At 68.1% G+C, this 25977-nt stretch carries 19 protein-coding genes; 9 read left to right on the forward strand and 10 right to left on the reverse strand.

What is annotated here, in order from left to right; genetic code table 11:
* Positions 1–36 precede the first annotated feature (36 nt).
* Together EL337_RS20880 and EL337_RS20885 are read right to left on the reverse strand one after the other, a co-directional pair.
* Complete coding sequence (locus EL337_RS20880; RefSeq protein ID WP_048633399.1) at positions 37–1197, reverse strand: acyltransferase family protein; 1161 nt, start codon at positions 1195–1197, stop codon at positions 37–39.
* Positions 1194–2885, reverse strand: coding sequence for a DEAD/DEAH box helicase (locus tag EL337_RS20885; protein WP_048633400.1), 1692 nt, complete (start codon positions 2883–2885; stop codon positions 1194–1196). The genes EL337_RS20880 and EL337_RS20885 overlap by 4 nt, the downstream gene beginning before the upstream one ends.
* Positions 2886–3015: 130 nt before the next feature.
* On the opposite strand from EL337_RS20885, the gene EL337_RS20890 reads away from it, so the two are divergent.
* The 4 genes from EL337_RS20890 (at position 3016) to EL337_RS20905 (ending at position 9894) form a co-directional block, all read left to right on the forward strand.
* Positions 3016–3579 (forward strand): LppP/LprE family lipoprotein, encoded by a 564-nt coding sequence (locus EL337_RS20890; RefSeq protein WP_048633401.1) that lies wholly within the window; start codon positions 3016–3018, stop codon positions 3577–3579.
* 106 nt (positions 3580–3685) lie between these two features.
* Complete coding sequence (locus tag EL337_RS20895) at positions 3686–7117, forward strand: TM0106 family RecB-like putative nuclease (protein WP_048633402.1); 3432 nt, start codon at positions 3686–3688, stop codon at positions 7115–7117.
* Entirely contained in the window at positions 7114–8472 is a 1359-nt protein-coding gene (locus tag EL337_RS20900; RefSeq protein ID WP_048633403.1) for an FAD-binding oxidoreductase, read from the forward strand. The genes EL337_RS20895 and EL337_RS20900 overlap by 4 nt, the downstream gene beginning before the upstream one ends.
* Positions 8473–8493: 21 nt before the next feature.
* A complete protein-coding gene (locus tag EL337_RS20905) occupies positions 8494–9894 on the forward strand; it encodes an NAD(P)-binding protein (RefSeq protein WP_048633404.1) in 1401 nt (466 codons plus the stop codon).
* On the opposite strand, the gene EL337_RS20910 is transcribed toward EL337_RS20905, so the two are convergent.
* Positions 9891–11756 carry an MFS transporter gene (locus EL337_RS20910; protein ID WP_048633405.1) on the reverse strand — a complete coding sequence of 622 codons (1866 nt, stop codon included), beginning with the start codon at positions 11754–11756 and terminating at the stop codon, positions 9891–9893. The two genes, EL337_RS20905 and EL337_RS20910, sit on opposite strands and share 4 nt — an antisense overlap.
* 100 nt (positions 11757–11856) lie before the next feature.
* Positions 11857–13182, reverse strand: a complete 1326-nt coding sequence (locus EL337_RS20915; protein ID WP_048633406.1) for a multidrug effflux MFS transporter — start codon at positions 13180–13182, stop codon at positions 11857–11859.
* A 142-nt stretch (positions 13183–13324) separates the two neighbouring features.
* On the opposite strand from EL337_RS20915, the gene EL337_RS20920 reads away from it, so the two are divergent.
* Positions 13325–14068: a hypothetical protein gene (locus EL337_RS20920; RefSeq protein ID WP_048633407.1), complete on the forward strand. Its 744-nt coding sequence runs from the start codon at positions 13325–13327 to the stop codon at positions 14066–14068.
* Between the two features lie 264 nt (positions 14069–14332).
* Entirely contained in the window at positions 14333–18091 is a 3759-nt protein-coding gene (locus EL337_RS20925) for a multifunctional oxoglutarate decarboxylase/oxoglutarate dehydrogenase thiamine pyrophosphate-binding subunit/dihydrolipoyllysine-residue succinyltransferase subunit (RefSeq protein WP_232786839.1), read from the forward strand.
* A 41-nt stretch (positions 18092–18132) separates the two neighbouring features.
* Here EL337_RS20925 and EL337_RS20930 read toward each other — a convergent pair whose 3' ends face one another.
* Complete coding sequence (locus EL337_RS20930; protein WP_048633409.1) at positions 18133–18486, reverse strand: DUF732 domain-containing protein; 354 nt, start codon at positions 18484–18486, stop codon at positions 18133–18135.
* A gap of 138 nt (positions 18487–18624) precedes the next feature.
* Between EL337_RS20930 and EL337_RS20935 the strand changes: the two genes are divergently transcribed.
* A complete protein-coding gene (locus tag EL337_RS20935; protein WP_048633497.1) occupies positions 18625–19455 on the forward strand; it encodes an SDR family NAD(P)-dependent oxidoreductase in 831 nt (276 codons plus the stop codon).
* A gap of 35 nt (positions 19456–19490) precedes the next feature.
* On the opposite strand, the gene EL337_RS20940 is transcribed toward EL337_RS20935, so the two are convergent.
* Together EL337_RS20940 and EL337_RS20945 are read right to left on the reverse strand one after the other, a co-directional pair.
* A complete protein-coding gene (locus EL337_RS20940; protein WP_109860150.1) occupies positions 19491–20294 on the reverse strand; it encodes a glycine betaine ABC transporter substrate-binding protein in 804 nt (267 codons plus the stop codon).
* A gap of 38 nt (positions 20295–20332) precedes the next feature.
* Positions 20333–21502: an NAD(P)-dependent malic enzyme gene (locus EL337_RS20945; RefSeq protein ID WP_048633411.1), complete on the reverse strand. Its 1170-nt coding sequence runs from the start codon at positions 21500–21502 to the stop codon at positions 20333–20335.
* A gap of 152 nt (positions 21503–21654) precedes the next feature.
* Between EL337_RS20945 and corA the strand changes: the two genes are divergently transcribed.
* The gene (gene corA / locus EL337_RS20950) at positions 21655–22764 is read left to right on the forward strand and encodes a magnesium/cobalt transporter CorA (RefSeq protein WP_048633412.1); all 1110 of its coding nucleotides are present in this window, start codon (positions 21655–21657) and stop codon (positions 22762–22764) included.
* Between the two features lie 30 nt (positions 22765–22794).
* Here the strand turns inward: corA and EL337_RS20955 are convergent, their stop codons facing one another.
* Positions 22795–23388, reverse strand: a complete 594-nt coding sequence (locus EL337_RS20955) for a suppressor of fused domain protein (RefSeq protein ID WP_048633413.1) — start codon at positions 23386–23388, stop codon at positions 22795–22797.
* A 178-nt stretch (positions 23389–23566) separates the two neighbouring features.
* The gene (locus EL337_RS20960) at positions 23567–24094 is read right to left on the reverse strand and encodes a general stress protein (protein WP_048633414.1); all 528 of its coding nucleotides are present in this window, start codon (positions 24092–24094) and stop codon (positions 23567–23569) included.
* Between the two features lie 132 nt (positions 24095–24226).
* Here EL337_RS20960 and EL337_RS20965 point away from each other — a divergent pair, with 132 nt between their 5' ends.
* Positions 24227–24985 (forward strand): DUF4190 domain-containing protein, encoded by a 759-nt coding sequence (locus EL337_RS20965; RefSeq protein WP_048633415.1) that lies wholly within the window; start codon positions 24227–24229, stop codon positions 24983–24985.
* Between the two features lie 19 nt (positions 24986–25004).
* Here EL337_RS20965 and EL337_RS20970 read toward each other — a convergent pair whose 3' ends face one another.
* Positions 25005–25961 carry an HpcH/HpaI aldolase/citrate lyase family protein gene (locus EL337_RS20970; RefSeq protein ID WP_048633416.1) on the reverse strand — a complete coding sequence of 319 codons (957 nt, stop codon included), beginning with the start codon at positions 25959–25961 and terminating at the stop codon, positions 25005–25007.
* Positions 25962–25977 lie beyond the last annotated feature (16 nt).

Below are 25977 nucleotides of genomic sequence, written 5' to 3' on the forward strand. Positions count from 1 at the left end.
TAACCTAACTTCATCGCAGGATGACGCTTCCCTCGGTCAGGTGCGGACGCGGGTGAACCGGTGCAGGAGCCAGGACAGCGGGATGGTCAACACCAGCGTGCCGAAGAACAATAGCCACACCGACCCCGTGTAGATCGGGTAGCGCAGGATCTCGACCATCACCAACTCCATCACGACAAGGTGGATCAGGAAGATCTCGTAGGAGATCTCGCCGAGGAACACCATCGGCCGGCTCGCCATCGCCCGCGCGTACACACCGTGCGGCCTGCCGTCCATCCCCCGGCCATCGCCCAGCGCCAGCGGCGCCACGATCAAGGTCGCGATCACCGCATAGAACGCGGTCTTGAACAACGCCTCGCGCAGCTCGGCGGGCGATGTGGTGGGTTCGCCGGCGATCGGCGTCGAGACGATGAAGTAGCTGACGGTCGCCAGCGGCACGCACACCATCGCGTAGGCGCGAAAACCCCACGGCTGCAATGCCGCCAGCACCATTCCGCCGACGAACCACGCCAGATACCCCGGCAGCCACAGCTTGGCGCCGTCGGGAAGGAAGTGGGTGTCGTGCACCAGCCACATCCACGCCGGCGACACCGCCGCCAGGACCGCAAGCCCGCCGAGCAACCGCCAGGGCCGCCACTGGCGCCGACACAGGACCACCAGCAACAGATACGCCAACGCCGGGAGCGCGACGTAGAACGCGACCTCGACGGCCAGGCTCCACATCTGGGTGAGGCCTTGGTGCAGAAACGAATACAGGTAGTTGTCGGTGTAGATCTGGGTCAGCGTGAGGTTGCGGAACAGGCCTTCCCAGGTGTGTCCGGGGTTGGGTCCCGCCGTACGGAAGTGGTAAACGAGATAGGCCGCGACGACGGTGACCGCGTACGCGGGCATGATGCGACGAACCCGGTGCCAGGCGTAGCGCCGTACCGACGGCGGCGGCGCACCGGCATGAGCGGCCTTCACCCAGGGCAGAAACAGCAGAAACCCCGACAGCACGAAGAAGATCGGCACACCGATCTCCATCCGCGAATACACCAGGCCCACATAGCCTTGCGGATACTTGCCCGTGGTGTACGCGGCGTGCGTGAGCACCACCAACAGGGCTGCGACGGCACGGATCCCGGTCAGCGACGCGACGCGATCGGTGGTGACCGACTCCAGTCCGCCGCTGACGGCGGTCCTGTCCGACACCGTCACTTGGACTTGGGCTTGCCCCGATGCGGCGGCTTGGGCCCGCTGTCGGGTTGGAGCTGGATCAACTGCCCCTGAATCCTGGTGTTCTCCAATGCCTTCAGAGTCTGCTTGGACAGATTCGCGGGCAACTCGACGAACGAGTGGTCGACCTTGATCGAGATGTGACCGAAGTCGCTGCGGTTGAGCCCGCCCTCGTTGGCGATGGCCCCGACGATCGCGCCCGGCATGACCTTGTGCCGCTTACCCACCGCGATGCGGTAGGTGGCGAGGTCGCTGCGGACCTCGCGGCGCTTGCGCGGCCCCGCATCGTCGCGGCCCGGACGGTCCGGCCTCTCCCTGCGCTTCTCCGGCGGCGGCTCCGTCATCAGGAACTCGCTGCCGTCGCGGCTCTGCAGTGCCAGCGCGGCGGCGATGTCGGCCATCGGCACATCGTGGTCGCGCTCGTAGGCCTCGATCAGCTTGCGGAACATCTCGATGCCCGGCGAGGCCAGCGCCTCGGTGATCGAGTCGCGGAACTTCTCCACGCGCTGGGCGTTCACGTCGTCGACGGTGGGCAGGTGCCGCTCGACCAGCTTCTGCCGGGTGACCCGCTCGATCGAGTTGAGCAGATGGCGCTCGCGCGGCGAGACGAACAGCAGCGCCGTGCCCGAGCGGCCGGCCCGGCCGGTGCGCCCGATCCGGTGCACATAGGACTCGGGGTCGTGCGGGATGTCGTAGTTCAGCACATGCGAGATGCGGTCGACGTCGAGTCCGCGCGCGGCCACGTCGGTCGCGACGAGGATGTCGAGCTTGCCGTCCTTGAGCGAGGAGATGGTGCGCTCGCGCACCGCCTGGGCGATGTCTCCGTTGATGGCCGCTGCGGAGAATCCGCGGGCGCGCAGCTTCTCGGCGACCTCCTCGGTGGCCTGCTTGGTGCGGACGAACACGATCATGGCCTCGAACGGCTCGACCTCGAGCAGCCGGGTCAGCGCATCCATCTTGCGGTTTCCCGACACCTGGATGTAGCGCTGCATGATGTTGTCGGCGGTCGCGGTCTTCGACTCGACCTTCACCTGCACCGGGTCGTGCAGGTACTTCGACGTGATCTTGCGGATCGCCGGCGGCATGGTGGCCGAGAACAACGCGACCTGCTTGTACTCGGGAGTGCCTTCGAGGATGCGTTCCACGTCCTCGGCGAAACCCATCTGCAGCATCTCGTCGGCCTCGTCGAGCACCAGGTAGTCCAGGTGCGAAAGGTCGAGGCTGCCCTTGTCCAGATGGTCGATGACCCGGCCCGGGGTCCCGACGACGATCTGGGCGCCGCGCCGTAGGCCGGCCATCTGCGGACCGTACGGGGAGCCACCGTAGATCGGGAGCACGTTGACCGCCAGGTGCGCGCCGTAGCGGCTGAAAGCCTCCGCGACCTGCAGCGCGAGCTCGCGGGTTGGCGCGAGGACCAGCGCCTGGGTGATGCGGCTGGTGGTGTCGATCTTCGACAGGATCGGGATGGCGAACGCCGCCGTCTTGCCGGTTCCGGTCTGGGCCAGTCCGACGACGTCGGATCCGGCGAGCATCGCCGGAATGGTCGCGGCCTGGATCGGCGAGGGCGTCTCGTAGCCGACGTCGGCGACGGCCCGCAGCACCTCGGGGTGAATCTGCAGGTCAGCAAAGCTCAGGTCGGCGGGGTCTGGCTCCGCGTTTGAGGACGTCATCGTGGTCGAAGTCTAATGCCAACCGGCCCGTCGTCCCGCCTACCGGTCCAGTCTGGCCTGCCCGCATTCGCGGTCCGCCGCGGTGCGCCTTCCCCCACGCCCCTCCCGGTGCCCGGTACGGTGCGCAACTGTGAATTGGGCGTCGGCGGTCGGCACGGTGGCGGCGGCGGCTGCACTGGCCGCCACGGCGTGCAGCTCCGGCGACTCGACGGTGTCCAAAACGCCGTCTCCGACCGCAGCCGCGCCGCCCGCACCATCCGCGAGCTCCGCGCCGGCACCGACCGGCCCCGCACCCGGACCGACGGCGGCCGAGGACCCCTGCGCCACCGATCTGGCGGCTCCGGAGATCGCCAGGGCGGTCGCCGAACTCCCCCGCGACCCGCGCAGCAACCAGGCCTGGAGCCCCGAGCCGCTGGCCGGGAATTACAACGAGTGCGCGCAGCTGTCCGCGGTGATCATCAAGGCCAACACCAACTCGGAGAATCCGAACACCCGGGCACTGCTGTTCCACCAGGGCAAGTTCATCCCGACCGGGGTGCCCGACACCTACGGCTTCAACGGACTGGACACCACCCAGACCACCGGCGACACCGTGGCGCTGGAGTACTCCAGCGGCGTCCCCGGCCTCGACAGCGTCGTCAAGTTCCGCTGGAACGGCAGCGGCGTGGAGTTGATCGGCAACACGCCCGGCTGAGCCTTCGCCGAACTGAGGTTCCCGGTCATCGTCAGGCCTGAGATCGCAGCCGGGAATCCCAGTTCGGCGCGGTCGGGGTGTCGGTGGATTCGCTTACAGTGGCTGCGTGTTCGTCGCCTCAGACGATGGCGAAGCCCGCGTCATCTACAGCGCCTCCGACCTCGCCGCGGCGGCACGCTGTGAGTACGCGCTGTTGCGCTCGTTCGACGCCAGGCTGGGCTGGGGTCCCGACGTGTCCGGCGACGACGACCTGCTGGCCCGCACAGCCTCCCTCGGCGACCAACACGAGCAGCGCCACCTCGACACCCTGCGGCTCGACGCCGACGTCGCCGTCATCGGTCGGCCCAGATACAGCGTGCCGGGCCTGACCGCGGCCGCCCGCCAGACCCTGCAGGCGATCGAGCGACGGGCCCCGATCATCTACCAGGCGGCGATGTTCGACGGGCGCTTCGTCGGGTTCGCCGATTTCCTCGTCCTCGAGGACACCCCGGACGGTCAGCGGTACCGGCTCCGCGATACCAAGCTCGCCCGCTCGGTCAAGGTCGAAGCGCTGCTGCAGCTGGCGGCGTACGCCCAGACACTGACCGACGCAGGCGTGCCGGTGGCCCCCGAGGTCGACCTCGTGCTCGGTGACGGCGCCGCGGTCAGTTATCCCGTCGACGAACTTCTGCCGGTGTACCGGCCCCGCCGCGACGCGCTGCAGAACCTGCTGGACGGACACCTCGCCGGCGGCAGGCCGGTGACGTGGGAGGACCTGCACGTCCGCGCCTGCTTCCGGTGCTCCGAATGCGAACCGGAGGTACGCGCACACGACGACCTGCTGCTCGTGGCCGGCATGCGGGTCAGCCAGCGGGCGCGGCTGATCGACGCCGGCATCACCACCGTGCACGACCTCGCCGCGCATGAGGGCCCCGTGCCGGAGCTGTCGAAGCGGACCGTCTCTGCGCTGTCCGCGCAGGCGCGACTGCAGATCGCCGATCGGGTGGACCACAAGCCGCCGTACGAGCTCGCCGACCCGCAGCCACTGATGGTGCTGCCCGACGCCGACAAGGGTGACCTGTTCTTCGACTTCGAGGGCGATCCGCTGTGGACCACCGACGGCCACGACTGGGGGCTGGAGTACCTGTGGGGCGTCCTGACGATGGCCGACGATTTCCACCCGTACTGGGCCCACGACCGTGCCGAAGAACGCCAGGCCCTCAAAGACTTCCTCGCGATGGTGCGCAAGCAGCGGCGCCGCCACCCCGGCATGCACATCTACCACTACGCCGCCTACGAGAAGAGCACGCTGCTGCGGCTGGCGGGCCGGTACGGCGAGGGTGAGCGACAGATCGACGAGCTGCTGCGCGACGGTGTGCTGGTAGACCTGTATCCCCTTGTCCGCAAGAGCATTCGGGTGGGTACCGAGAACTACAGCATCAAGTCGCTCGAACCGCTGTACATGGGCAACGAGCTGCGCGACGGTGAGGTCACCACCGCCACCGCGTCGATCACCGAGTACGCCCGCTACTGCGCGTTGCGCGACGAGGGCCGCCTGGACGAGGCGGCGACCGTATTGAAGGAAATCGAGGAGTACAACCGCTACGACTGCCGATCGACGCGCCGGCTTCGGGACTGGCTGATGGCTCGCGCGATCGAATCGGGGGTTCCGCCGCGCGGACCGGTGAAGGCCTCGGGCCCCGTGGACACCCGCGACGTCGTTGTCGACGACGTGGAGAAGAAGTTGCTGAAGTTCGCAGGCGACGGCATCGAGGCGCGCACCGCCGAGCAGACCGCAGTGGCGATGCTGGCTGCCGCCAAGGGTTTTCACAAGCGTGAGGACAAGCCGTTCTGGTGGGGTCACTTCGACCGCGTCAACAACCCGGTCGACGAATGGGCCGACGACAGCAGTGTGTTCGTCGCCGAGCGCCATGAGATCGTCGCCGACTGGCACAAGCCACCCAAGGCCCGCAAGATGCAGCGCCGTGTGCTGCTGACGGGAGAGATCGCCTCCGGCGAGCTGGCCGGGGACATGTACGGGCTGTACGACCCGCCGTCACCGGCCGGCATGTCCGACGACCCGGACCGCCGCGGCTTCGGCAACGTCACGGTGCTCGAGTGTGACGACCCGGAGGTTCCGACGCAGGTGCTGATCGTCGAGAAGAGCTCCGCCGAAAGTGTTTTCGACCAAGTTCCGTTCGCTCTCACCCCGGGACGGCCGATCCCCACCACCACGCTTGCCGAGTCGATCGCCGACACCGCGGGACTGGTGGCTGCCGGGTTGCCGAACCTGCCCGCCGACGGGCTCGCCGACATCCTGTTGCGGCGCGCGCCCCGTACCCGCAGCGGCGGTCCCCTTCCGCGCAGCGGTGCCGTCGTCGACGACATCACGGCCGCCCTGCTGGATCTCGACTCGTCCTACCTCGCCGTGCACGGGCCGCCGGGCACCGGGAAGACCTACACCTCGGCACAGGTGATCGCCACCCTTGTCACCGAACACACGTGGTCGGTGGGTGTCGTCGCGCAGTCACACGCGGTGGTGGAGAACCTGTTCACCGGCATTCTGGAAGCCGGGGTCGACGGCGCGCGCATCGGCAAGAAGCGGCACACCGCGGCCGGCGCCGGATGGACGGAACTGGACCGTGACGACTACGCCGGGTTCCTCTGCCAAGACGGCTGCGTGGTCGGCGGCACCGCATGGGACTTCGCCAATGCCAACAAGTTCGGGCGCGACAGCCTCGACCTCCTCGTCATCGAGGAGGCCGGCCAGTTCAGCCTCGCGAACACCGTCGCGGTGGCCCGCGCGGCACGAAATCTGTTGCTACTCGGCGATCCGCAACAGCTGCCCCAGGTCAGCCAGGGCACCCATCCCGAACCGGTCGACGGCTCGGCGCTCGGCTGGCTCGTCGACGGCCACCACACGCTTCCGCCCGAACGGGGCTATTTCCTGGACCGCTCCTACCGCATGCATCCCGAGGTGTGCCGCGCCGTGTCACGGTTGTCCTACGACGGGCGACTGCTCTCGGAAGAGGACGTCACCACCGCGCGCAGGCTCGACGGCGTCACGCCGGGAGTCCGGATGCTGGCCGTCGACCACCTCGGTAACTCGACCGAGAGCCCCGAGGAGGCCGAGGCCATCGTCGCCGAGATCCAGCGACTCCTGGCCAAGCCGTGGACGGACGAGAAGGGCACCCGGCCACTGGCCCAGAACGACGTTCTGATCGTGACGCCGTACAACGCTCAGGTGGTGCAGGTGCGTCGCCGGCTGGATGCGGCCGGACTGACCGACGTGCGTGCAGGCACCGTCGACAAGTTCCAGGGGCAGCAGGCACCCGTGGTGTTCGTCTCGATGACGGCATCCTCGATCGACGACGTTCCGCGCGGGATCTCGTTCCTGCTCAACAGAAATCGCCTCAACGTCGCAGTGAGCCGGGCGAAGTACCTGGCCGTCATCGTCAGGTCCGAACAGCTGACCGAGTATCTGCCCGCAACTCCAGACCGGCTGGTGGAGTTGGGCGCGTTCCTGTCCCTGCCCACGTGTGATACACCGGCGGGGTGACCCAAGCGCTGATCGAGCGGCTCGCGGCAATCGTCGGGGCGGCCTATGTGACCACCGACGCCGATGTGCTCGACGGCCGCAGCACCGATTACACCGGGCGATACCGCGGTCACGCCTCGGCGCTGGTCCGGCCGGGTTCCACCGACGAGGTCGCCGCGGTGCTGCGCGAGTGCCGCGCCGCCGCAGCCGATGTCACGGTGCAGGGTGGGCGGACGTCGCTGGTGGCAGGCACCGTGCCCGAACACGACGACGTCCTGCTCTCGACGGAGCGGCTGCGCGACATCGGCGAGGTGGACGTGCTGGAGCGCCGGGTGCAGGTGGGTGCCGGGGCGACGCTGGCCGACGTGCAGCGAGCGGCCGCTGCAGCGGGACTGGTGTTCGGTGTCGACCTCGCAGCCCGCGACTCGGCGACCGTGGGAGGCATGGCGTCCACGAACGCCGGCGGGCTGCGCACGGTCTGCTACGGAAACATGGGCGAGCAGGTGATCGGGCTCGACGTGGTGTTGCCCGACGGCACCGTGGTGCACCGCCACAGCCAGGTGCGCAGCGACAACACCGGCTACGACCTGGCCTCGCTGTTCGTCGGCGCCGAGGGCACGCTCGGGGTGATCACGGGGCTCGACCTGCGCCTGCACCCCGCGCCCCGGCAGCGGGTCACGGCGATCTGCGGATTCCACGATCTGACCGCGCTGACCGCGACGGGCCGGGTGTTCCGCGACATGGAGGGCATCGCGGCCCTGGAGCTGATCGACGCCCGGGCCAGTGCGCTGACCGCCGAACACGCCGGGGTGCCCGCGCCGGTCCAGGGCGCCTGGCAGCTGCTGATCGAGTTGGCCGGGGAAACCGATCTGACCGACCGACTGGCCGCGGCGCTGGAGCACGCGGAGCTGGCCGACGAGCCGGCCGTCGGCGTGGACGCGAGCGCCCAGCAGCGGCTGTGGCAGGTTCGCGAGGCGATCGCCGATGTGCTCGGAGTGTACGGACCCCCGCTCAAATTCGATGTCTCGCTGCCACTTTCGGCAATCCAGGGCTTCTCCGAGGAATCGGCTGAACTGATCGCCGGCCACGACGCCGATGCGATCCCCGTGCTGTTCGGCCACATCGGAGAAGGCAATCTGCACCTGAACATCGTGCGCTGCACACTCACCGGCGAACGCGAGCGTGCGCTGTATGCGGCGATGATGGAACTGATCGCCCGCCACGGCGGCAACGTCAGTTCGGAGCACGGCGTGGGGACACGCAAACGCGACTACGTGTCGATGTCCCGCTCCGACGCCGACATCGCCGCGATGCGGGCGCTCAAGGCGGCGTTCGATCCCACGGGATACCTGAACCGCGCCGTGCTGTTCAGCTGACGGGCGGTAGCGTGGCCCGGGATGACCGGCATCGAAGCTGATTACCTCGTGGTGGGAGCGGGCGCCATGGGGATGGCGTTCGTCGACACCCTGCTCACCGAGACCGACAGCACGGTGGTGCTCGTCGACGAGAACCATCAACCCGGCGGGCACTGGAACTCGGTGTACCCCTTCGTCCGGCTGCATCAGCCGTCGGCCTACTACGGCGTGAACTCGCAGGCGCTGGGTAACGAGCACTCGATCGACCGCAGCGGCTTCAACGAGGGCTTCTTCGAGCTCGCCACCGGCCACGAGGTCTGCGCCTACTACGACCAGGTCATGCGCAACCACATGCTGCCGACCGGACGTCTTCAGTACTTCCCGATGGCGCGGCATCTGGGCGACAACAGGTTTCGCACACTCGACGGCGAAGAGCACAGCGTGACGGTCCGGCGCAGGATCGTCGACGCCACGTACCTGCTGACGGTGGTGCAGTCCATGCGGTCCGCCCCGTTCTCGGTGGCCGACGGTGTCGACGTGGTGGCGCCGAACGATCTGCCGCGACGCGCGCCCGATCACGAGCACTTCACCGTCGTCGGGGGCGGCAAGACCGGGATGGACTGCTGCCTCTGGCTGCTGCGCAACGGCGTTCCCGCCGATCGGGTGCGGTGGGTCATGCCACGCGATTCGTGGCTGCTCAACCGCGCCAACATTCAGCCGGGACCCGAGTTCGTCACGACGCTGCGCGGGTCGATCGCGGCACGCATGCAGGCAGTCACCGAGGCGACCTCCCTCGACGACCTCTTCGACAGGCTGGAAGCCGCCGAGCAACTGTTCCGCCTCGACCCGGCGGTCCGGCCGACGATGTATCACTGCGCCATCGTGTCGCAGCGCGAGCTGGAGCACCTGCGCCTGATCACCGACGTGGTGCGCCTTGGACACCTCGAGCAGGTGTACCACGATCGGATCACGTTGCGGGACGGCACGATCGCGGCGCGGGCGTCTCTGTATGTCGACTGCACCACCCAGGGCCTCCCCCGCCCACCGTCGGTTCCGGTATTCGATGGCGACCGGATCACACTGCAGAGTGTGCGCAGCTGTCAGCAGGTCTTCAGCTCCGCGTTCATCGCCCACGCGGAGGCGGCCTACGGCGACGACGCCACCCGCAACCAACTGTGCGGTCCGATCACGCATCCGGATGCGCCGATCGACTGGCTGCGACATACCGTGGAGGACAACGTCGCCACGCTGCGCTGGCTGCAGGATCAGGATCTGATGGAGTGGCTCAAGAGCGCGCGGCTCAATGTGGCACGTGATCTGTTCCCGGTCTTTCCGCCGGGCAAGGAGCGGGTGCGCGAGAAGGCGATGGGGGCGCTCGCCGTCGCGCTCACCACGACGAACGAGAAACTGGCCGCGCTGATGGCGGACGCGGCGCAGCGCTAGTCGCGGGAATGCCGCCCGCGGCTGCCGGAATCCTCATCTTCGGATGGCACGGCGATTCCGTTGTGCGCGTGGCCATTCGGCGGTGCTGGAGCCGCGGGTTGATCCAAGAGCTGATCGAGGATGCTCCGCCACTCGGACCTCGGCTCCGGCGCGGGCTCGGGCTCGGGCTGAGCCGGGTCGTCGCCGTCGCGCAGCGGCTCGGTCACGGGGTCGAGCACGTCGGTGTCGGCGAATGCGTCGGCGGCGGTGGGCATGTCCGCGCTCCGATGTGGTGGCGCGGCAGGCTCGGCGGTGTTCCACGCCACCTCGTACTCGAGGTATTCGTCCTCCCCGTCGGCCCACGAGAGGTCGTCGTCGTCGTCGACAACGACGTCGGTGGCCGGACCCGGCGGGGCCTGCGCCGCCGGGGAGGCCAGGAAGCTGCGCAGGAACAGCGCCGCGATCACACCGAAGAGTGCGACGAAGGCGGGCAGCAACATCGCCTGCGACATCGCCGAAGCGAACGGGGCGTGCAGAAACGCCGGCAGTTCGGTGGCCTGCCCCTCGGCCTGCGGCGTGGCATCCGCCGTGCCGGGCAGCTTGGCCGACAGCTGGGACGTCATCAGCGCCGCCATGCCCGCGCTGCCCAGCACCGAGCCCACCTGCCGGGTGGTGTTGTAGACACCTGAGCCGGCGCCGGCCAGCTGCGGGGGCAGATTCCGGGTGGCGGTGGCGGCCAGCGGCGACCAGATGAAGGCCATCGCCACACCCATCGCCGTCAGCGGCAGGACCAGCCGCCAGATGGGCGTCGCTGGCGTCATCTCGATCGACAGCCACGTCAGCCCGATCGCCATCAGCGAGAATCCGAACCCGACCACGGCGCTCGGATGGGACCGGTCGACGAGTCTGCCGACGAACGGTGCCAGAACCCCCGTGGCCACCGCCATCGGCGCGGTGAGCAGCGCGGCCTGCGTCGGCGAGAGGCCGCACACCGACTGGGCATAGAACATCAGCGGCAGGATCATGCTTGTCGCGACGAAGCCCATGGTCGCGATTCCCAGGTTGGACATCGAGAAGTTGCGGTCCCGGAAGATGATCAGCGGGATCAGCGACTGTCCCGTGTTGACCGACTGCCAGTACAGGAACGCCCCCATGACGGCTGCTCCGACGACGATCGTGGCCCAGATCCACAGGGCCCAGTCGTGCGATTGCCCCTCCTGGAGGCCGAAGACGATCAGGAACATCGCGACGCCGGACAGCACGACACCCGGCAGGTCGAGGCGCTGATTCTGTTGCGTGGGCAGCGACGGGACGAGCCAGATCGCCATCGCGATGCCGACGACACCGATCGGCACGTTCACGATGAAGATCCACTGCCAGCCCAGATGGTCCACCAGCAGTCCGCCGGCGAGCGGACCGACCAGGGTGGCCACGCCCGCGGTCGCGCCCCACACGCTCATCGCGACACCGCGACGCTGCGGCGGGAACGTCCTGGTGATGACGGTCATGGTCTGCGGGGTCAGCAGCGCGGCGCCGACGCCCTGCACGACCCGCGCGGCGACCAGCATGCCGATGGTGTCGGACAGTCCGCACCCCAGCGATGCCGCGGTGAAGACCGCCAGGCCGAGTATGTACAGGTTCTTCGGGCCGTACCGGTCGCCCAGCCTGCCTGCGATCAGCAACGGCACCGCGTACGCCAGCAGGTAGGCGCTCGTCACCCAGATCACCGCGTCGTAGTCGGCACCCAGACTCGCCATGATGGCCGGGTTGGCGACAGAGACGATCGTCACGTCGACCAGGATCATGAAGAACCCGATCAGCAGCGCCCATAGGGCGTGCCAGGGGTTCGCACCCCGGGCACGCGGCGTCACGGTCTGGAACATGGTGGGAGTCAGTCAGATATCCATCGAGAGACGAACAGTTCGGCCCGACGCTACGGTCCGACGGTTATCCCGACAAGTCAGCGCCGGGGGTCCCGCGCCGTCACGCGGGCTCCGCGAGCGCCTCACCTGCGACGGGGGCCGGTGCGGGGTTGCGATGGACACCGGTGACCAGCAGGGCCGCCAGCGCGACCATCACCCCGGCGGCCATCACGACCGCCATCGCGAGTTCGTCGTTGCCCAGCACGCCCACCACGGGGGCGATCGCGGCGCCGCCGCCGAACTGCACGGCGCCCAGTAGCGCGGCCGCCGTCCCCGCGGCATCCGGATGGCGGGTCAGCGCAACCGCCGGAGCATTCGGGATGACGAGGCCCATCGCGGCGAGGATCGCCCAGACGGGGAGAACGAAGCCGTACAGCCCGCCGATGCGTGCGGCCGCGACCGCGATGAAGACCGCGCCGAACACTGACGCCGCGACCAGCGCCCACATCATGATCTGCTGCGGCCTGAACCGCTTCAACAGCACAACGTTGAGCTGCGTGGTGCCGATCAATGCGACGGCGCCCGCGCCGAACACCAGCGCAAAGGCGGTCTGGTCGAGGCCGAAGCGGCCCTGCAGGACGAAGGACGCGCCCGCGATGTAGGCGAACAGACCCGACATTCCGAGCGCGGCGATCAGCACCAGGATGACGAACCGGACGTCGCGGACGAGTTCGAGGTAGGTCGCCGCGATCCCGCGGACCTTGAGGGGGCGGCGGTGGCCGACAGGCAGCGTTTCCGGCAGCAGGAACACGGCCATGACCAACAGCGCGCCCGCGAGAACCACGAGCGCGGCGAACACCCAGTGCCAGGAGCCGTGCAGCAGCACCGCCGCGCCCAGCGACGGTGCCAGGACCGGGGCCACCCCGAGGACCAGCATCAGCCGCGACATGACAGTGGCCGCGGCGTTGTCCTTGTACAGATCACCGACGACCGCGATCGCGACGACCATGCCCGCCGCGGCCCCCATGCCCTGCAGACCCCGGGCGATGCCGAGCACCAGGATGTTCGGCGCGAACAGGCACAGCAGTGACGCCAGCATGTGCAGCACGATGCCGGCGAACAGCGGCTTGCGGCGGCCCAGTGAATCCGACAGCGGCCCGATGACCAGCTGCCCGATGGCCAGCCCCGCCAGCGTGCCGGTGAGCGTCAGCTGAGCCAGGGACGAGGACACGTGCAGTTCCTCGGCGATCTTGGGCAGTGCCGGTAGGTACATGTCGATGGTCAACGGGCCGAGGGCCACCAGGAGGCCGAGGACGAAGATCATCCGGATGCGGCTCGGCGGTGCAGCCGCCGAATCGGCCACAGGGGGCGGAGCCGCCGAATCGGACGCAGGGGGCAGAGCCGCCGAATCGGACACAGGTTGCCTCACGTCAGGGGATACTGCCATGCAATTGGTTAGCGACGCTTCCCATTAATTTCTTCCCCGGTGAACAAACAGTGACCGCTATCACAGTGGGGCACGTAGCGGCTGCCGCCGCGCGTTGTACACCAGTTAGCCTGGATCAGGTTCACACAACGGAGGTGGCGCCATGAGTGCCCGATCACGAGCCAAGAGTCAGTTGCCCGCAGTGCCCGACGAGGATCCGGGCGTCGCCGCGAAGGCGCTGTCGCAGATCATCGAACGCGGCGCACGAGTGCAGGCGCCCGCCGTCAAGGCCTATGTGGATCGGCTGCGTGAGCACAACCCCGGTGCCACACCGGCAGAGATCATCGGCAAGCTGGACAAGCAGTACATGGCCGCCGTCATGGCCAGCGGTGCGGCCGTCGGGTCCGCCGCGGCCTTCCCCGGGATCGGCACCCTGGTCGCAATGTCCGCCGTCGCCGGCGAGACCGTTGTCTTCCTGGAGGCCACCGCCCTGTACGTCCTCGCCGTGGCGGAGGTTCACGGCATTCCGGCCGAGCACCGCGAACGGCGTCGCGCCCTGGTACTTTCCGTGCTCGTCGGCGAGGACAGCAAACGCGCCGTCGCAGATCTCATCGGTCCGGGCCGCACCAGTGGAGCCTGGGTGTCCGACGGTGCGGCCACGCTGCCGCTGCCTGCCCTGTCGCAACTGAACTCCCGACTGCTGCGCTATTTCGTCAAGCGCTACACGCTCAAACGCGGCGCCCTGGCGTTCGGCAAGATGCTGCCCGTCGGGGTCGGAGCCGTCGTCGGCGGCGTCGGTAACCGGATGATGGGCAAGAAGATCGTCGCCAACGCGCACCAGGCCTTCGGCACCCCGCCCGCCCGCTGGCCCTCTCCGCTGCAGCTGTTGCCTTCGCCGCGCTCGTAGCTGTACCGAGCCGGTGCCGCCCGCGCGATTCGGCCGTCGGGGCCCGCGCGGGGTGACCTCAATGACCATAACTACGTTGCCTGGTCGGCCCAGCGACGGAAGCGCTAGCCTTTATACGGCGGAAATGCGGGCATACCGCACACCGGGTTGAAAAGGGGAGGCCGGCCCTGCCGCGGGGTGCTGGCCCGAAGCGAAGAATTGAGGCGAATAGCAGCCGTGAGCTCACCTTCACCATTCGGTCAGAACGAGTGGTTGGTCGAAGAGATGTACCGCAAGTTCCGCGAGGACCCGTCGTCGGTCGACCCGAGTTGGCACGAGTTCCTCGTCGACTACTCCCCGGAACCCACGAACGACGCGCCGTCCGGTGGCGCCAACCGCGCGGCCGCGAGCGGCAACGGCAAGCCCGCGAAGACGCCCACCGCTCCCCCCGAACCCGCGCCTGCCCCCAAGCCCGCGAACACCAACGGCGGTTCCGCCGCTCCGGCCAAGTCCGACAAGCCCAGCGGCACGTCGGCAAAGACCCCCGAGAAGACGCCGGCGAAGTCGCCCGAGAAGGCCCCCGAGAAGGCGTCCGAGAAGGCCGAAGCGAAGTCGGCTCCGGCGCCCGCGAAGAGCAAGGCCGCGACCCCGGCCGCCGACGGCGACGAGTCTCAGATCCTGCGCGGCGCCGCGGCAGCCGTCGTGAAGAACATGTCGGCGTCGCTGGACGTGCCGACCGCCACCAGCGTGCGGGCCATCCCTGCCAAGGCGATGATCGACAACCGCATCGTCATCAACAATCACCTCAAGCGCACCCGCGGCGGCAAGATCTCGTTCACCCACCTGCTGGGCTACGCGATCGTGCAGGCCGTCAAGAAGTTCCCGAACATGAACCGGCACTTCGCCGAGGTCGACGGCAAGCCCAACGCGGTCACACCGGCGCACACCAACCTCGGTCTGGCCATCGACCTGCCCGGCAAGGACGGCAAACGCTCGCTGGTGGTGGCTGCCATCAAGAACTGCGAGACGATGAGCTTCGGTCAGTTCATCGCGGCCTACGAGGACATCGTGCGACGGGCCCGCGACGGCAAGCTGACGGGCGAAGACTTTGCGGGCGTGACGATTTCGCTGACCAACCCGGGCACCATCGGGACCGTGCACTCGGTGCCGCGGTTGATGCAGGGCCAGGGCGCGATCGTCGGCGCAGGCGCCATGGAGTACCCCGCCGAATTCCAGGGCGCCAGCGAGGAGCGCATCTCCGAGCTCGGCGTCGGCAAGCTGATCACGCTGACGTCCACCTACGACCACCGCATCATCCAGGGAGCGGAGTCGGGCGACTTCCTGCGCACGATCCACACGCTGCTTCTCGACGACGAGTTCTACGACGAGATCTTCCGCGAACTCGGGATCCCGTACGAGCCGGTGCGCTGGCGCATCGACAACCCGGATTCGATCGAGGACAAGAACGCGCGCGTCATCGAGCTGATCGCGGCCTACCGCAACCGCGGTCACCTGATGGCCGACATCGACCCGCTGCGGCTGGACAACACCCGCTTCCGCAGCCACCCGGACCTCGACGTCAACACCCATGGGCTCACGCTGTGGGATCTGGATCGCGAGTTCAAGGTCAACGGGTTCGGCGGCCAGAGCCACAAGAAGCTGCGGGACATCCTGGGGCTGCTGCGCGACGCGTACTGCCGGCATGTGGGCGTGGAGTACACCCACATCCTCGAGCCCGAGCAGCAGCAGTGGCTGCAGGAGCGCATCGAGGTCAAGCACGAGAAGCCGACGGTCGCCGAGCAGAAGTACATTCTGAGCAAGCTCAACGCCGCGGAGGCGTTCGAGACCTTCCTGCAGACGAAATACGTTGGGCAGAAGCGTTTCTCGCTTGAAGGTGCCGAAACCGTGATCCCGATGATGGATGCCGGCATCGACCAGTGCGCCGAACACGGTCTCGACGAGGTCGTCATCGGCATGCCGCACCGCGGGCGGCTCAACGTGCTGGCCAACATCGTCGGCAAGCCGTACTCGCAGATCTTCACCGAGTTCGAGGGCAACCTCAACCCGTCGCAGGCGCATGGTTCCGGCGACGTGAAGTACCACCTGGGCGCCAACGGCACCTACATCCAGATGTTCGGCGACAACGACATCTCCGTGTCCCTGGTCGCCAACCCCAGCCACCTGGAAGCCGTCGACCCCGTGCTCGAGGGTCTGGTGCGCGCCAAGCAGGACATCCTCGACAAGGGCAACGGGCCTGATGGCTTCACCGTCGTGCCGATGATGCTGCACGGCGACGCCGCCTTCGCCGGCCAGGGTGTGGTCGCCGAGACGCTGAACCTGGCGCTGCTGCGCGGGTACCGCACCGGCGGAACCATCCACATCATCGTCAACAACCAGATCGGGTTCACCACCTCGCCGATCGACTCGCGCTCCTCGGAGTACTGCACCGACGTCGCGAAGATGATCGGCGCGCCGATCTTCCACGTCAACGGCGACGATCCGGAGGCCGCGGTCTGGGTCGCCAAGCTGGCTGTCGACTTCCGGCAGAAGTTCAAGAAAGACGTCGTCATCGACATGCTGTGCTACCGGCGCCGCGGTCACAACGAGGGCGACGACCCGTCGATGACCCAGCCCGACATGTACGACGTCATCGACACCAAGCGCGGCGTCCGCAAGACCTACACCGAGTCCCTCATCGGCCGCGGCGACATCTCGATGAAGGAAGCCGAGGACGCCCTGCGCGACTACCAGGGACAGCTCGAGCGGGTGTTCAACGAGGTGCGCGAGCTGGAGAAGCACGCCATCGCCCCCAGCGAGTCGGTGGAAGCCGACCAGATGGTGCCTGCCGGCATGAGTACGGCGGTGGACAAGTCACTGCTGGCCCGCATCGGCGATGCACACCTGGCGTTCGACGAGGAGTTCAGCGTCCACCCGCGCGTCAAGCCCGTGCTGGAGAAGCGTCGGGAGATGGCCTACGAGGGCAAGGTCGACTGGGCGTTCGCCGAGCTGCTGGCCCTCGGCACGTTCCTGGCCGAGGGCAAGACCATCCGGTTCACCGGTCAGGACACCCGCCGCGGCACGTTCACCCAGCGCCACGCGGTGATCATCGACCGCAAGACCGGCAAGGAGTTCACCCCGCTGGACCTGCTGACGGTCGACACCGACGGCAACCCGACCGGCGGCAAGTTGATGATCTACGACTCCGCGCTCTCGGAGTTCGCCGCCGTGGGCTTCGAGTACGGCTACTCGGTGGGCAACCCGGATGCGTTGGTGTTGTGGGAAGCGCAGTTCGGTGACTTCGTCAACGGCGCGCAGTCGATCATCGACGAGTTCATCAGCTCCGGCGAGGCCAAGTGGGGCCAGCTCTCCGACGTGGTGCTGTTGCTGCCGCACGGCCACGAGGGCCAGGGCCCGGACCACACCTCGGGCCGCATCGAGCGGTTCCTGTTGCTGTGGGCCGAAGGCTCGATGACGATCGCGGTGCCGTCGACGCCGGCCAACTATTTCCACCTGTTGCGCCGTCATGGCCTCGACGGGATCCACCGCCCGCTGATCGTGTTCACCCCGAAGTCGATGCTGCGCAACAAGGCCGCCGTCAGCGATATCCGCGATTTCACCGAGCAGAAGTTCCGCTCGGTGCTCGAGGAGCCCACCTACACCGACGGCACCGGCGATCGCAGCAAGGTCGAGCGGGTGCTGCTCACCAGCGGCAAGATCTACTACGAGCTGGCGGCCCGCAAGAACAAGGACAAGCGCGAAGACGTCGCGATCGTCCGGCTGGAGCAGCTGGCTCCGCTGCCGAAGCGCCGGCTGGCCGAAACGCTCGACCAGTACCCGAACGCCGACACGTTCTTCTGGGTGCAGGAGGAGCCGGCCAACCAGGGAGCATGGCCGACGCTGGGTCTCACGCTGCCCGAGGTGATGCCCGACAAGCTGGTCGGCATCAAACGGATCTCACGCCGGGCGATGTCGGCTCCGTCGTCGGGGTCGTCGAAGGTGCACGCCGTCGAGCAGCAGGAGATCATCGACCTGGCCTTCGGCTAGGTCGTCACTCCGGTTTCACCGCGAGCGTCGGGCGGGACCTGTCAGCGGAAGAACGAGAACGGGACGCCGTCGGTCATCGCGTCGACCGCGCGCGGGCAGAAGATCGAGATAGCCAGACCGGTGAACATCGTGGCGGGCCCGAGCGGGCGGCCGAGATCGTTGGCGACGTCTCCGGCGACGTTGGCCAGGTTCTGCCCCGGTTCGGACAGCATCGGGCAGACGTCCTGACCGACCCGCATCGCGGTCACGGGGTCGATGTCGCCGAGGCGGTAGTGCTGCAGCGTCGACAGGAACGCATCGGTCGTGGGGTCAGCCTGGGCGGGTGCCGCGGACAGGGTCGCGGCAACAGCGGCGGAGGCGACGAGCGTCGCGACGGCGGGGATCGTCAACTTCATGCCTTCATTGTCGCTCGCCGCAGTCCTGCCATTACTTTCCCGCCGCGTGCACGTCTGCGACTGCCCTCCACATAGACGGGACCGCGGGTACCGGTAGGCTGACACCACTCAACACGCGTACAACACGAGGGAGTGGGCATGGAGGGCTTCGCCGGGAAAGTCGCCGTCGTGACCGGCGCCGGGTCGGGCATCGGCCAGGCGCTGGCGATCGAGCTGGGTCGTTCGGGCGCTCACGTGGCGATCAGCGATGTCGACACCGAAGGACTCGCCGTCACCGAAGAGCGACTCAAGGCGATCGGCGCCCAGGTGAAGGCCGACCGGCTCAACGTCACCGAGCGGGAAGCCTTCCTGCTCTACGCCGACAACGTCGCCGAACACTTCGGCAAGGTCAACCAGATCTACAACAACGCGGGCATCGCGTTCACCGGTGACGTGGAGATCACCCAGTTCAAGGACATCGAGCGGGTGATGGACGTCGACTTCTGGGGAGTTGTCAACGGCACCAAGGCATTTCTGCCGCACCTGATCGCGTCCGGCGACGGGCACGTCGTCAACGTCTCCAGCGTGTTCGGCCTGTTCTCGGTGCCCGGACAGGCCGCCTACAACTCCGCGAAGTTCGCGGTGCGCGGGTTCACCGAGGCGCTGCGCCAGGAGATGGGGCTGGCCGGCCACCCGGTCAAGGTCAGCTGCGTGCACCCCGGCGGAATCAAGACCGCGATCGCACGCAACGCCGAGGCCGCCGAAGGAATCGACGCCGAGGAACTCGCGAAGACATTCGACAAGAAGCTCGCCAGCACCACGCCGGAGAAGGCCGCGCAGGTCATCCTCGACGGCGTGCGCAAGAACAAGGCGCGCATCCTGATCGGCAACGACGCCAAGATGTTCGAGATCGTCATCCGCGCCCTCGGCGCGAGTTACCAGAGCGTCTTCCCCAAGGCCGTCGCCCGCCTGACGCCGAAGTCGAAGTAGCGCCGTCGCGGGCGGCGAGCCGCGGTGCACGGTCCCTAGTTACCGACCCCGAGGGGATGCTCGTCGAGCCACTGCCCCGCCACCAGGCCGGGATCGGTACCCTCGGCCACCTTGCGGCGCATATCGGCCAGCGACCCGGTATCCAGCACACCGGCGATCTCGTTGAGCGCGAGCACCTGTGACTCGGTGAGCTCGTTCCGCCGATACAGCGGCACCAGGTTCTCGGCGCGGATCATCGCCGTCCGGTCCGACAGCACCACCACCGCCGACGGCACATCGGGTGCGGCGGTCTTGGTCCACCCCGCGTCGATCCGGCCTGCGCGCAGTGCGGCGAACATCGTCTCGGCATCCGGAAACTCGCGCGGCGCCGCGAGTGTGCAGGTGCCGAGCGACGAGGGGCGGGGCGCAGACGTCACCGCGCCGACCGACACCTCCTCGCAGCGGCGGGCCACGGCGGACACGTCGCCGCCCCACTCGTCTGCCGTCGCCTCTGTCACCGCGAGCGCGGGTTTGTCCTCTGCCGAGGTCGTGTAGTCGCCCGCGGCGACACCCTCGGGGAGCACCGACAGCAACGTGCGATAGACCTGCACATCCGAGCGGGCGGCGGAGTCGGGTGCGAACCTCTCCAGCAGCTGCCCGGTCAGCCCCGGCACGACCCTGACGTCCCCGGAATCCAGCTCGTCCACCGGATCATCGGTGGCCGCCACATGCGCCTGATTGCCGTAGAACCGCAACGCGGCTGTGTACAGATGCGCGACGAGCAGCGACTCGGGGTCGGCTGCCGCACCCACGGCGATCGACGGCGGCGCAGCCTGACCACCGCACCCCGCGGCGACCATGGCCGCGACAATCAGGAGGACGAGGCGGCGCAGGCGGATCAGTCCTTGGACGCGGCGGCAACCGCGGCAGCCACGGCGGGGCCCACCCGCGGGTCCAGCGCACTCGGCACGATGTGGTCGACCGCGAGATCGTCACCCACGACCGAGAAGATCGCTTCGGCGGCAGCCACTTTCATCTTCTCGGTGATGCGACGGGCGCCCGCGTCCAGCGCCCCGCGGAACACCCCGGGGAACGCGAGCACGTTGTTGATCTGGTTCGGGAAATCGCTGCGCCCGGTCGCCACCACGGCTGCGTACTTGCGCGCCACGTCGGGGTGGATCTCGGGGTCAGGGTTCGACATCGCCATCACGATGCCGCCCGGTGCCATGGTCGCGATCAGCTCCTCGGGCACCAGCCCCGCGGACACACCCATGAACACGTCGGCACCGGCGAGGGCTTCGGCGATACCCCCGCGGAGCGCGCGCGGATTGCTCCGGGTGGCCAGCTCGGCCTTGAACGGGTTCAGGTCCTGGCGGTCCGTGTGGACGATGCCCTTGCTGTCGAGCACGGTGATGTCGCTGATGCCCTTGGCCAGCAGGATGTTCGCGCACGCGACCCCGGCAGCGCCTGCGCCGGAGATCACCACCTTCTGCGTGTGCATGTCGCGGTCGAGCACCTTGGTGGCACCCATCAACGCCGCGAGCACGACGATGGCCGTGCCGTGCTGATCGTCGTGCATCACCGGGCAGTCCAGCGCCTCGATGACGCGACGCTCGATCTCGAAGCACCGCGGTGCCGAGATGTCCTCGAGGTTGACCGCACCGAACGTCGGACGCAGCCGGACGATCGTCTCGACGATCTCGTCGGGGTCGTTGGTGTCCAGCACGATCGGGATCGAGTCGAGCCCGCCGAAGGTCTTGAACAGGGCGCTCTTGCCCTCCATCACCGGCAGCGAGGCTGCCGCACCGATGTCGCCGAGACCGAGCACGGCGCTGCCGTCGCTGATCACCGCGACCAGGCGGTTGGCCCACGTGTATCGCTTGGCCAGCGTGGCGTCGGCCGCGATCGCCCGGCTGACCTGTGCCACACCGGGGGTGTAGGCGATCGACAGTGCTCGCTGCGTGTCCAGTGGTGATTTCAGTTCCACCGAGAGCTTGCCGCCCTCGTGGGCTTCGAAGATCTCGTTGTCCTCAATGACAACCTGCGGTGTGCGCACCAATTCAGCCACGGGCTGAGGGTAACCCCTCCCCCGAACTCACAGGAATGGGTTCGGTGTTCGTGAGGAGAGCGCCCACGGTCGTGCGCGTACGATTTTGCCGGGTGCCCGCAGGGCAGGGTCGACGCACACGACGCACACACCGTGTATCTGGGAGGTGGCATATGCCGTCATTCCGCGCATTGCCACCGTCGCTGATGCGTCAAGGCGCCCGCGACCGTGTCGACGGCGACCAGAATGCGCGTCGCATCCACGTCCCGGTCGCACGCGCGATGGTCGATTGCGGCGTCTACTGTGACGGCACCCGGCTGCCGGGGAAGTACACCCATGCCGCGGCGCTGAACAAGGTGCGCGAGATCGAGGCGGACGGCCGGAACGCCTTCGTCTGGATCGGCCTCCACGAACCCGACGAGCACCAGATGCAGGCCGTCGCCGATGTGTTCTGCCTTCACGAGCTCGCCGTCGAAGACGCGGTGCACGCCCACCAGCGGCCCAAGCTCGAGCGTTACGACAAGATGCTGTTCCTCGTCCTCAAGACCGTCACCTACGTCGAGCACGAATCGATGGCGAATGCCCGCGAGATCGTCGAGACCGGCGAGATCATGATCTTCGTCGGCCCCGACTACGTGGTCACGGTGCGCCACGGAGAGCACGGCGGGCTCGCGGGTGTGCGCAAGCATCTCGAAGCCTCCCCCGCCAACCTCAAGCTCGGGCCCTACTCGGTGATGCACGCGATCGCCGACCACGTCGTGGACACCTATCTCGACGTCACCGACCTCATCGAAACCGACATCGACGCCATGGAGGAGGACATCTTCTCCCCGCTGGCGCAGACGAACATCGAGTGCATCTACCTGCTCAAGCGCGAAGTCGTCGAACTGCGCCGGGCCATCAGCCCGCTGGCCACCGACCTGCAGCGCATCGGCACCGACCACGACGACCTCATCAACGTCGAGATCCGCCGATACATGCGCGACGTCCTGGACCACACCATCAAGGCCGCCGATCGGATCGCCAGCTACGACGAGCTGTTGAGCTCGCTGGTACAGGCCGCGCTCGGCAAGGTCGCCATGCAACAGAACGTCGATATGCGCAAGATCTCGGCGTGGGTGGCGATCGCGGCGGTGCCGACCGCGCTGGCCGGTGTCTACGGGATGAACTTCGACAACATGCCGGAGCTGCACTGGACCTGGGGCTACCCGGCGGTGCTGCTGCTGATGGCGACCGTCTGCATCCTTCTGCACCGCACGTTCCGGCACAACAACTGGCTCTGACCGGCTCAGGTCGGACCGGCGGCTCGCCGCTCAGGTCGGACTGGCGGCTCGCCGCCGTGGGTCCGACGTGTCGACCCCGTCCTGCACCCACGCCTCCCTCATCGCGCCGGCGCCTTTGAGCCGCACCCAGGCCGCCTCCGTCGCCGTGATCGGAATCGCCGAGAGCACCGTGACGGGCGAGAGCGGCTCCGGGAGAACCAGATCCTCGATATCGCTGGGCCCCAACAGGAATGCCGTGAACGGCGCCCCCTCCCACAGCGGCGTCTCCAGGTCGACCAGTGCGTCGGGCGCAAGGATCAGACCTTCGACAGCCGGCGCTGCGGCCACCACCGCCACCGAACGTGACAGTCCGCTGGGCGCGGTACCGCGCAATGCGACAACCACCTCGGCGCGGGGACCCTGCACCGGGTCGGCGAGCATGTCGGCGGGATCCCCCATCGGATGCCGCGAGCATCCCAACGAAACATAGTGCGCTGCAGCATCCCCCGGCGTCACGAACCGCAGCACGTCGATGCGGTCAGTACCGAGGAACGTGACACTGGCCGACGCCGGTTCGGCCGTGATGCCCTGTCGCGCAAAGTGATCGCGAAGGTGAGTGCCGACCAGGTCGAGAACGTCGCTCATGCGTCGACCGTCCACAGGTTCGCGCCGACCGCGGACTCGGTGCCGTCGGAGTAAGACACGGGCACGACGCCCACTGCGATCTCAGCCATCGAGCTCCCTCTCACCGCACGTGCTCGGGTTCCTGCGCAAAAATAGGGCCACACGTGGGGCAGACGCAAAGTGTCGACGCCCGCGGGGCCTAGATCGTCAAGCGCGCCAGCAGGTCCCGACCCCTCTCGGCGCTCTGCGGATCGCACAGCACGTCGTACCGGCCGGCCACCAGCTGCATGGTGGAACTGAAATCTCTTGTCCCGCGCGCCATCGCGTAGGGCACCGCGGAGGAGATCAGCCCGAAGAACACGCCCGCGATCAGGCCCGTGATGAGCGCGCTCCACGGGTTGGGGCTGAAGAAGCCGAGGATCAAGCCGATGAACAGGCCCAGCCAGGCGCCGGTCAGCACACCTCCGCCGAGCACCTTGGGCCAGGTCAGTCGACCCGTGACCCGTTCGACCTGCATCAGGTCGACACCGACGATCGTCACCTGCTCGACGGGAAACTGTTGATCGGACAGATAGTCCACCGCGCGCTGCGCCTCGGCGTAGGTCGGGTACGCCCCGATCGGCCACCCCTTGGGCGGCGTCGGCAGGCCCACCGGGCGACCACGTCTCGCGGTCGGGCTCGCGGCCGCCGTACCGGGATTCTGTCCTGGCTGGAACGGGCTGGTCATCGTCGTCTCACTTCCCCTCCGTCGCTCTGCCGTCTGCCGGCACTGTTCTCAAGATCAACGCGCGAGGCCCCGCAATGGTGCCCTCAAACGCGTTCACCTCGGGTTACCTGCTCCTAGGCTAGGTTGATCTCCATGACAAGTCCGGACAACGACGCAGGCCGGAGCGAATCAACCGAGTCCACCGCGGGTGGGTCCGAGCCGTCCTCGTCAGGCCACGAGGCGCCGCCCATCGAGCAGCCGCAGGATCACTCCGCCGATTCGACCGAGGTGTTCTCGCCGGAAGCCCCGGCGCAACCGCAGAACTACACGCCGCCACCCGCATACACCCCGCCACCGGCTTATCCGCCGCCGACGCCGGGCTACCAGCCCTCCGGCTACTCCGCACCGGGCTATCCGCCGTCGGGTGACTTCGCGACGCCGCCCTATCCGCCTCCGCCGGCCGGCTATCCGCCCGCGTACCCCGATCCCGGCCAGCAACCGCCGTACCCCGCGCCGGGATACGGCGGGCCGGCCTACCCGCCGCCCGGGCCGTACGGCACGGCGCCCGGCGGCTACCCGCCTGCGGGCCAGTACCCGGGCGCGGATTACGGCTACGGATATGGGTACGGGTACGGCGCAAACCCGGGTCCGCCGGCGCAGACCAACTCCCTGGCCGTCGCAGCCCTGGTGTCGTCGCTGGTCGCGCTGCCCGCCTATCTGATGTGCTTCATCGGGTTCTTCCCGTCGATCCTCGGCATCGTCCTGGGCGGCATCGGCCTCAGCCAGGTCAAGAAGACCGGCGAGAAGGGCAAGGAAATGGCCATCGCGGGCATCGCGATCGGCGCAGCCGGCCTGGTGCTCGCATTCCTGGTCATCGTGTTGATCGGGGCATCCGGCACCACCACGTTCTGACGGCAGGCGACGCGCGACGTCAGGCGGGTGGTTCGAAGCGCTCTCCGGTGCGCTGCATTCCCGCGGCGCGCCCTTTTCCGGCGATGACGAGCGCCATCTTGCGGCTCGCCTCGTCGAGCATCTCGTCGCCGAGCATCACCGCTCCCCTGGCCCCGCCGGCACTGGAGGTGTGCCATTCGTAGGCCTCAAGGATCAGCTCGGCGCGGTCATAGGCCTCCTGCCGCGGGCTGAAGATCTCGTTACCCGCCTCGATCTGGTCGGGATGCAGCACCCACTTGCCGTCGTAACCGAGGGCGGCCGACCGCCCGGCCACCCGCCGGAACGCGTCGACGTCGCGGACTTTCAGGTAGGGGCCGTCGATCGCGGCGATGCCGTTGGCGCGCGCGGCGATCAGGATCCGCATCAGCACATGGTGATACGCATCACCGACGTCGTAGCCCTGCGGCTGCTCGCCGACCTCCAGCGTGCGCATGTTCAGGCTCGCCATCAGGTCCGCTGGGCCGAGCACCAGCGCCTGCACGCGTGGAGCGGCCGCGATCGCGTCGATGTCGGTGAGCCCGCGAGCGTCCTCGATCTGCGCCTCGATGCCGATGCGTCCCAGCGGCAGTCCGTGGGTGGCCTCCAGTTGACCGAGCAGCAGATCCAGCGCGTGGACGTGCGCGGCTGCTGTGACCTTGGGCAGCACCACGAAATCCAGCACGGCTCCCGCCCGCGCCACCACCTCGATGACGTCGGTGTGCGTCCACGGCGTGCTCCAGTCGTTGACACGCACGCCACGCAGCTGGCCCGCCCAGCCGGGTTCTGCCAGCGCCGCCGCAACCCGGGTCCGCGCTTGCGATTTCGCCTCGATCGCCACGGCGTCCTCAAGGTCGAGGAACACCTCGTCGGCCGGAAGTGTCTTCGCCTTCTGGATCATCTTCTCGCTGCTGCCCGGCACGGACAGGCACGTCCGGCGGGGCCGATACCGGTTCTCCACAAGAACACTCTCTACC

This window comes from Mycolicibacterium aurum (genome assembly GCF_900637195.1).
GTDB classification, from domain to species: domain Bacteria; phylum Actinomycetota; class Actinomycetes; order Mycobacteriales; family Mycobacteriaceae; genus Mycobacterium; species Mycobacterium aurum.

Coding starts and splice junctions, on each gene's coding strand:
- EL337_RS20885 (WP_048633400.1), bottom strand. CDS start 2,885: ATGACGTCCTCAAACGCGGAGCCAGACCCCGCCGACCTGAGCTTTGCT.
- EL337_RS20905 (WP_048633404.1), top strand. CDS start 8,494: ATGACCGGCATCGAAGCTGATTACCTCGTGGTGGGAGCGGGCGCCATG.
- EL337_RS20910 (WP_048633405.1), bottom strand. CDS start 11,756: ATGTTCCAGACCGTGACGCCGCGTGCCCGGGGTGCGAACCCCTGGCAC.
- EL337_RS20915 (WP_048633406.1), bottom strand. CDS start 13,182: ATGGCAGTATCCCCTGACGTGAGGCAACCTGTGTCCGATTCGGCGGCT.
- EL337_RS20920 (WP_048633407.1), top strand. CDS start 13,325: ATGAGTGCCCGATCACGAGCCAAGAGTCAGTTGCCCGCAGTGCCCGAC.
- EL337_RS20925 (WP_232786839.1), top strand. CDS start 14,333: ATGTACCGCAAGTTCCGCGAGGACCCGTCGTCGGTCGACCCGAGTTGG.
- EL337_RS20930 (WP_048633409.1), bottom strand. CDS start 18,486: ATGAAGTTGACGATCCCCGCCGTCGCGACGCTCGTCGCCTCCGCCGCT.
- EL337_RS20935 (WP_048633497.1), top strand. CDS start 18,625: ATGGAGGGCTTCGCCGGGAAAGTCGCCGTCGTGACCGGCGCCGGGTCG.
- EL337_RS20940 (WP_109860150.1), bottom strand. CDS start 20,294: ATGGTCGCCGCGGGGTGCGGTGGTCAGGCTGCGCCGCCGTCGATCGCC.
- corA (WP_048633412.1), top strand. CDS start 21,655: ATGCCGTCATTCCGCGCATTGCCACCGTCGCTGATGCGTCAAGGCGCC.
- EL337_RS20955 (WP_048633413.1), bottom strand. CDS start 23,388: ATGAGCGACGTTCTCGACCTGGTCGGCACTCACCTTCGCGATCACTTT.
- EL337_RS20960 (WP_048633414.1), bottom strand. CDS start 24,094: ATGACCAGCCCGTTCCAGCCAGGACAGAATCCCGGTACGGCGGCCGCG.
- EL337_RS20965 (WP_048633415.1), top strand. CDS start 24,227: ATGACAAGTCCGGACAACGACGCAGGCCGGAGCGAATCAACCGAGTCC.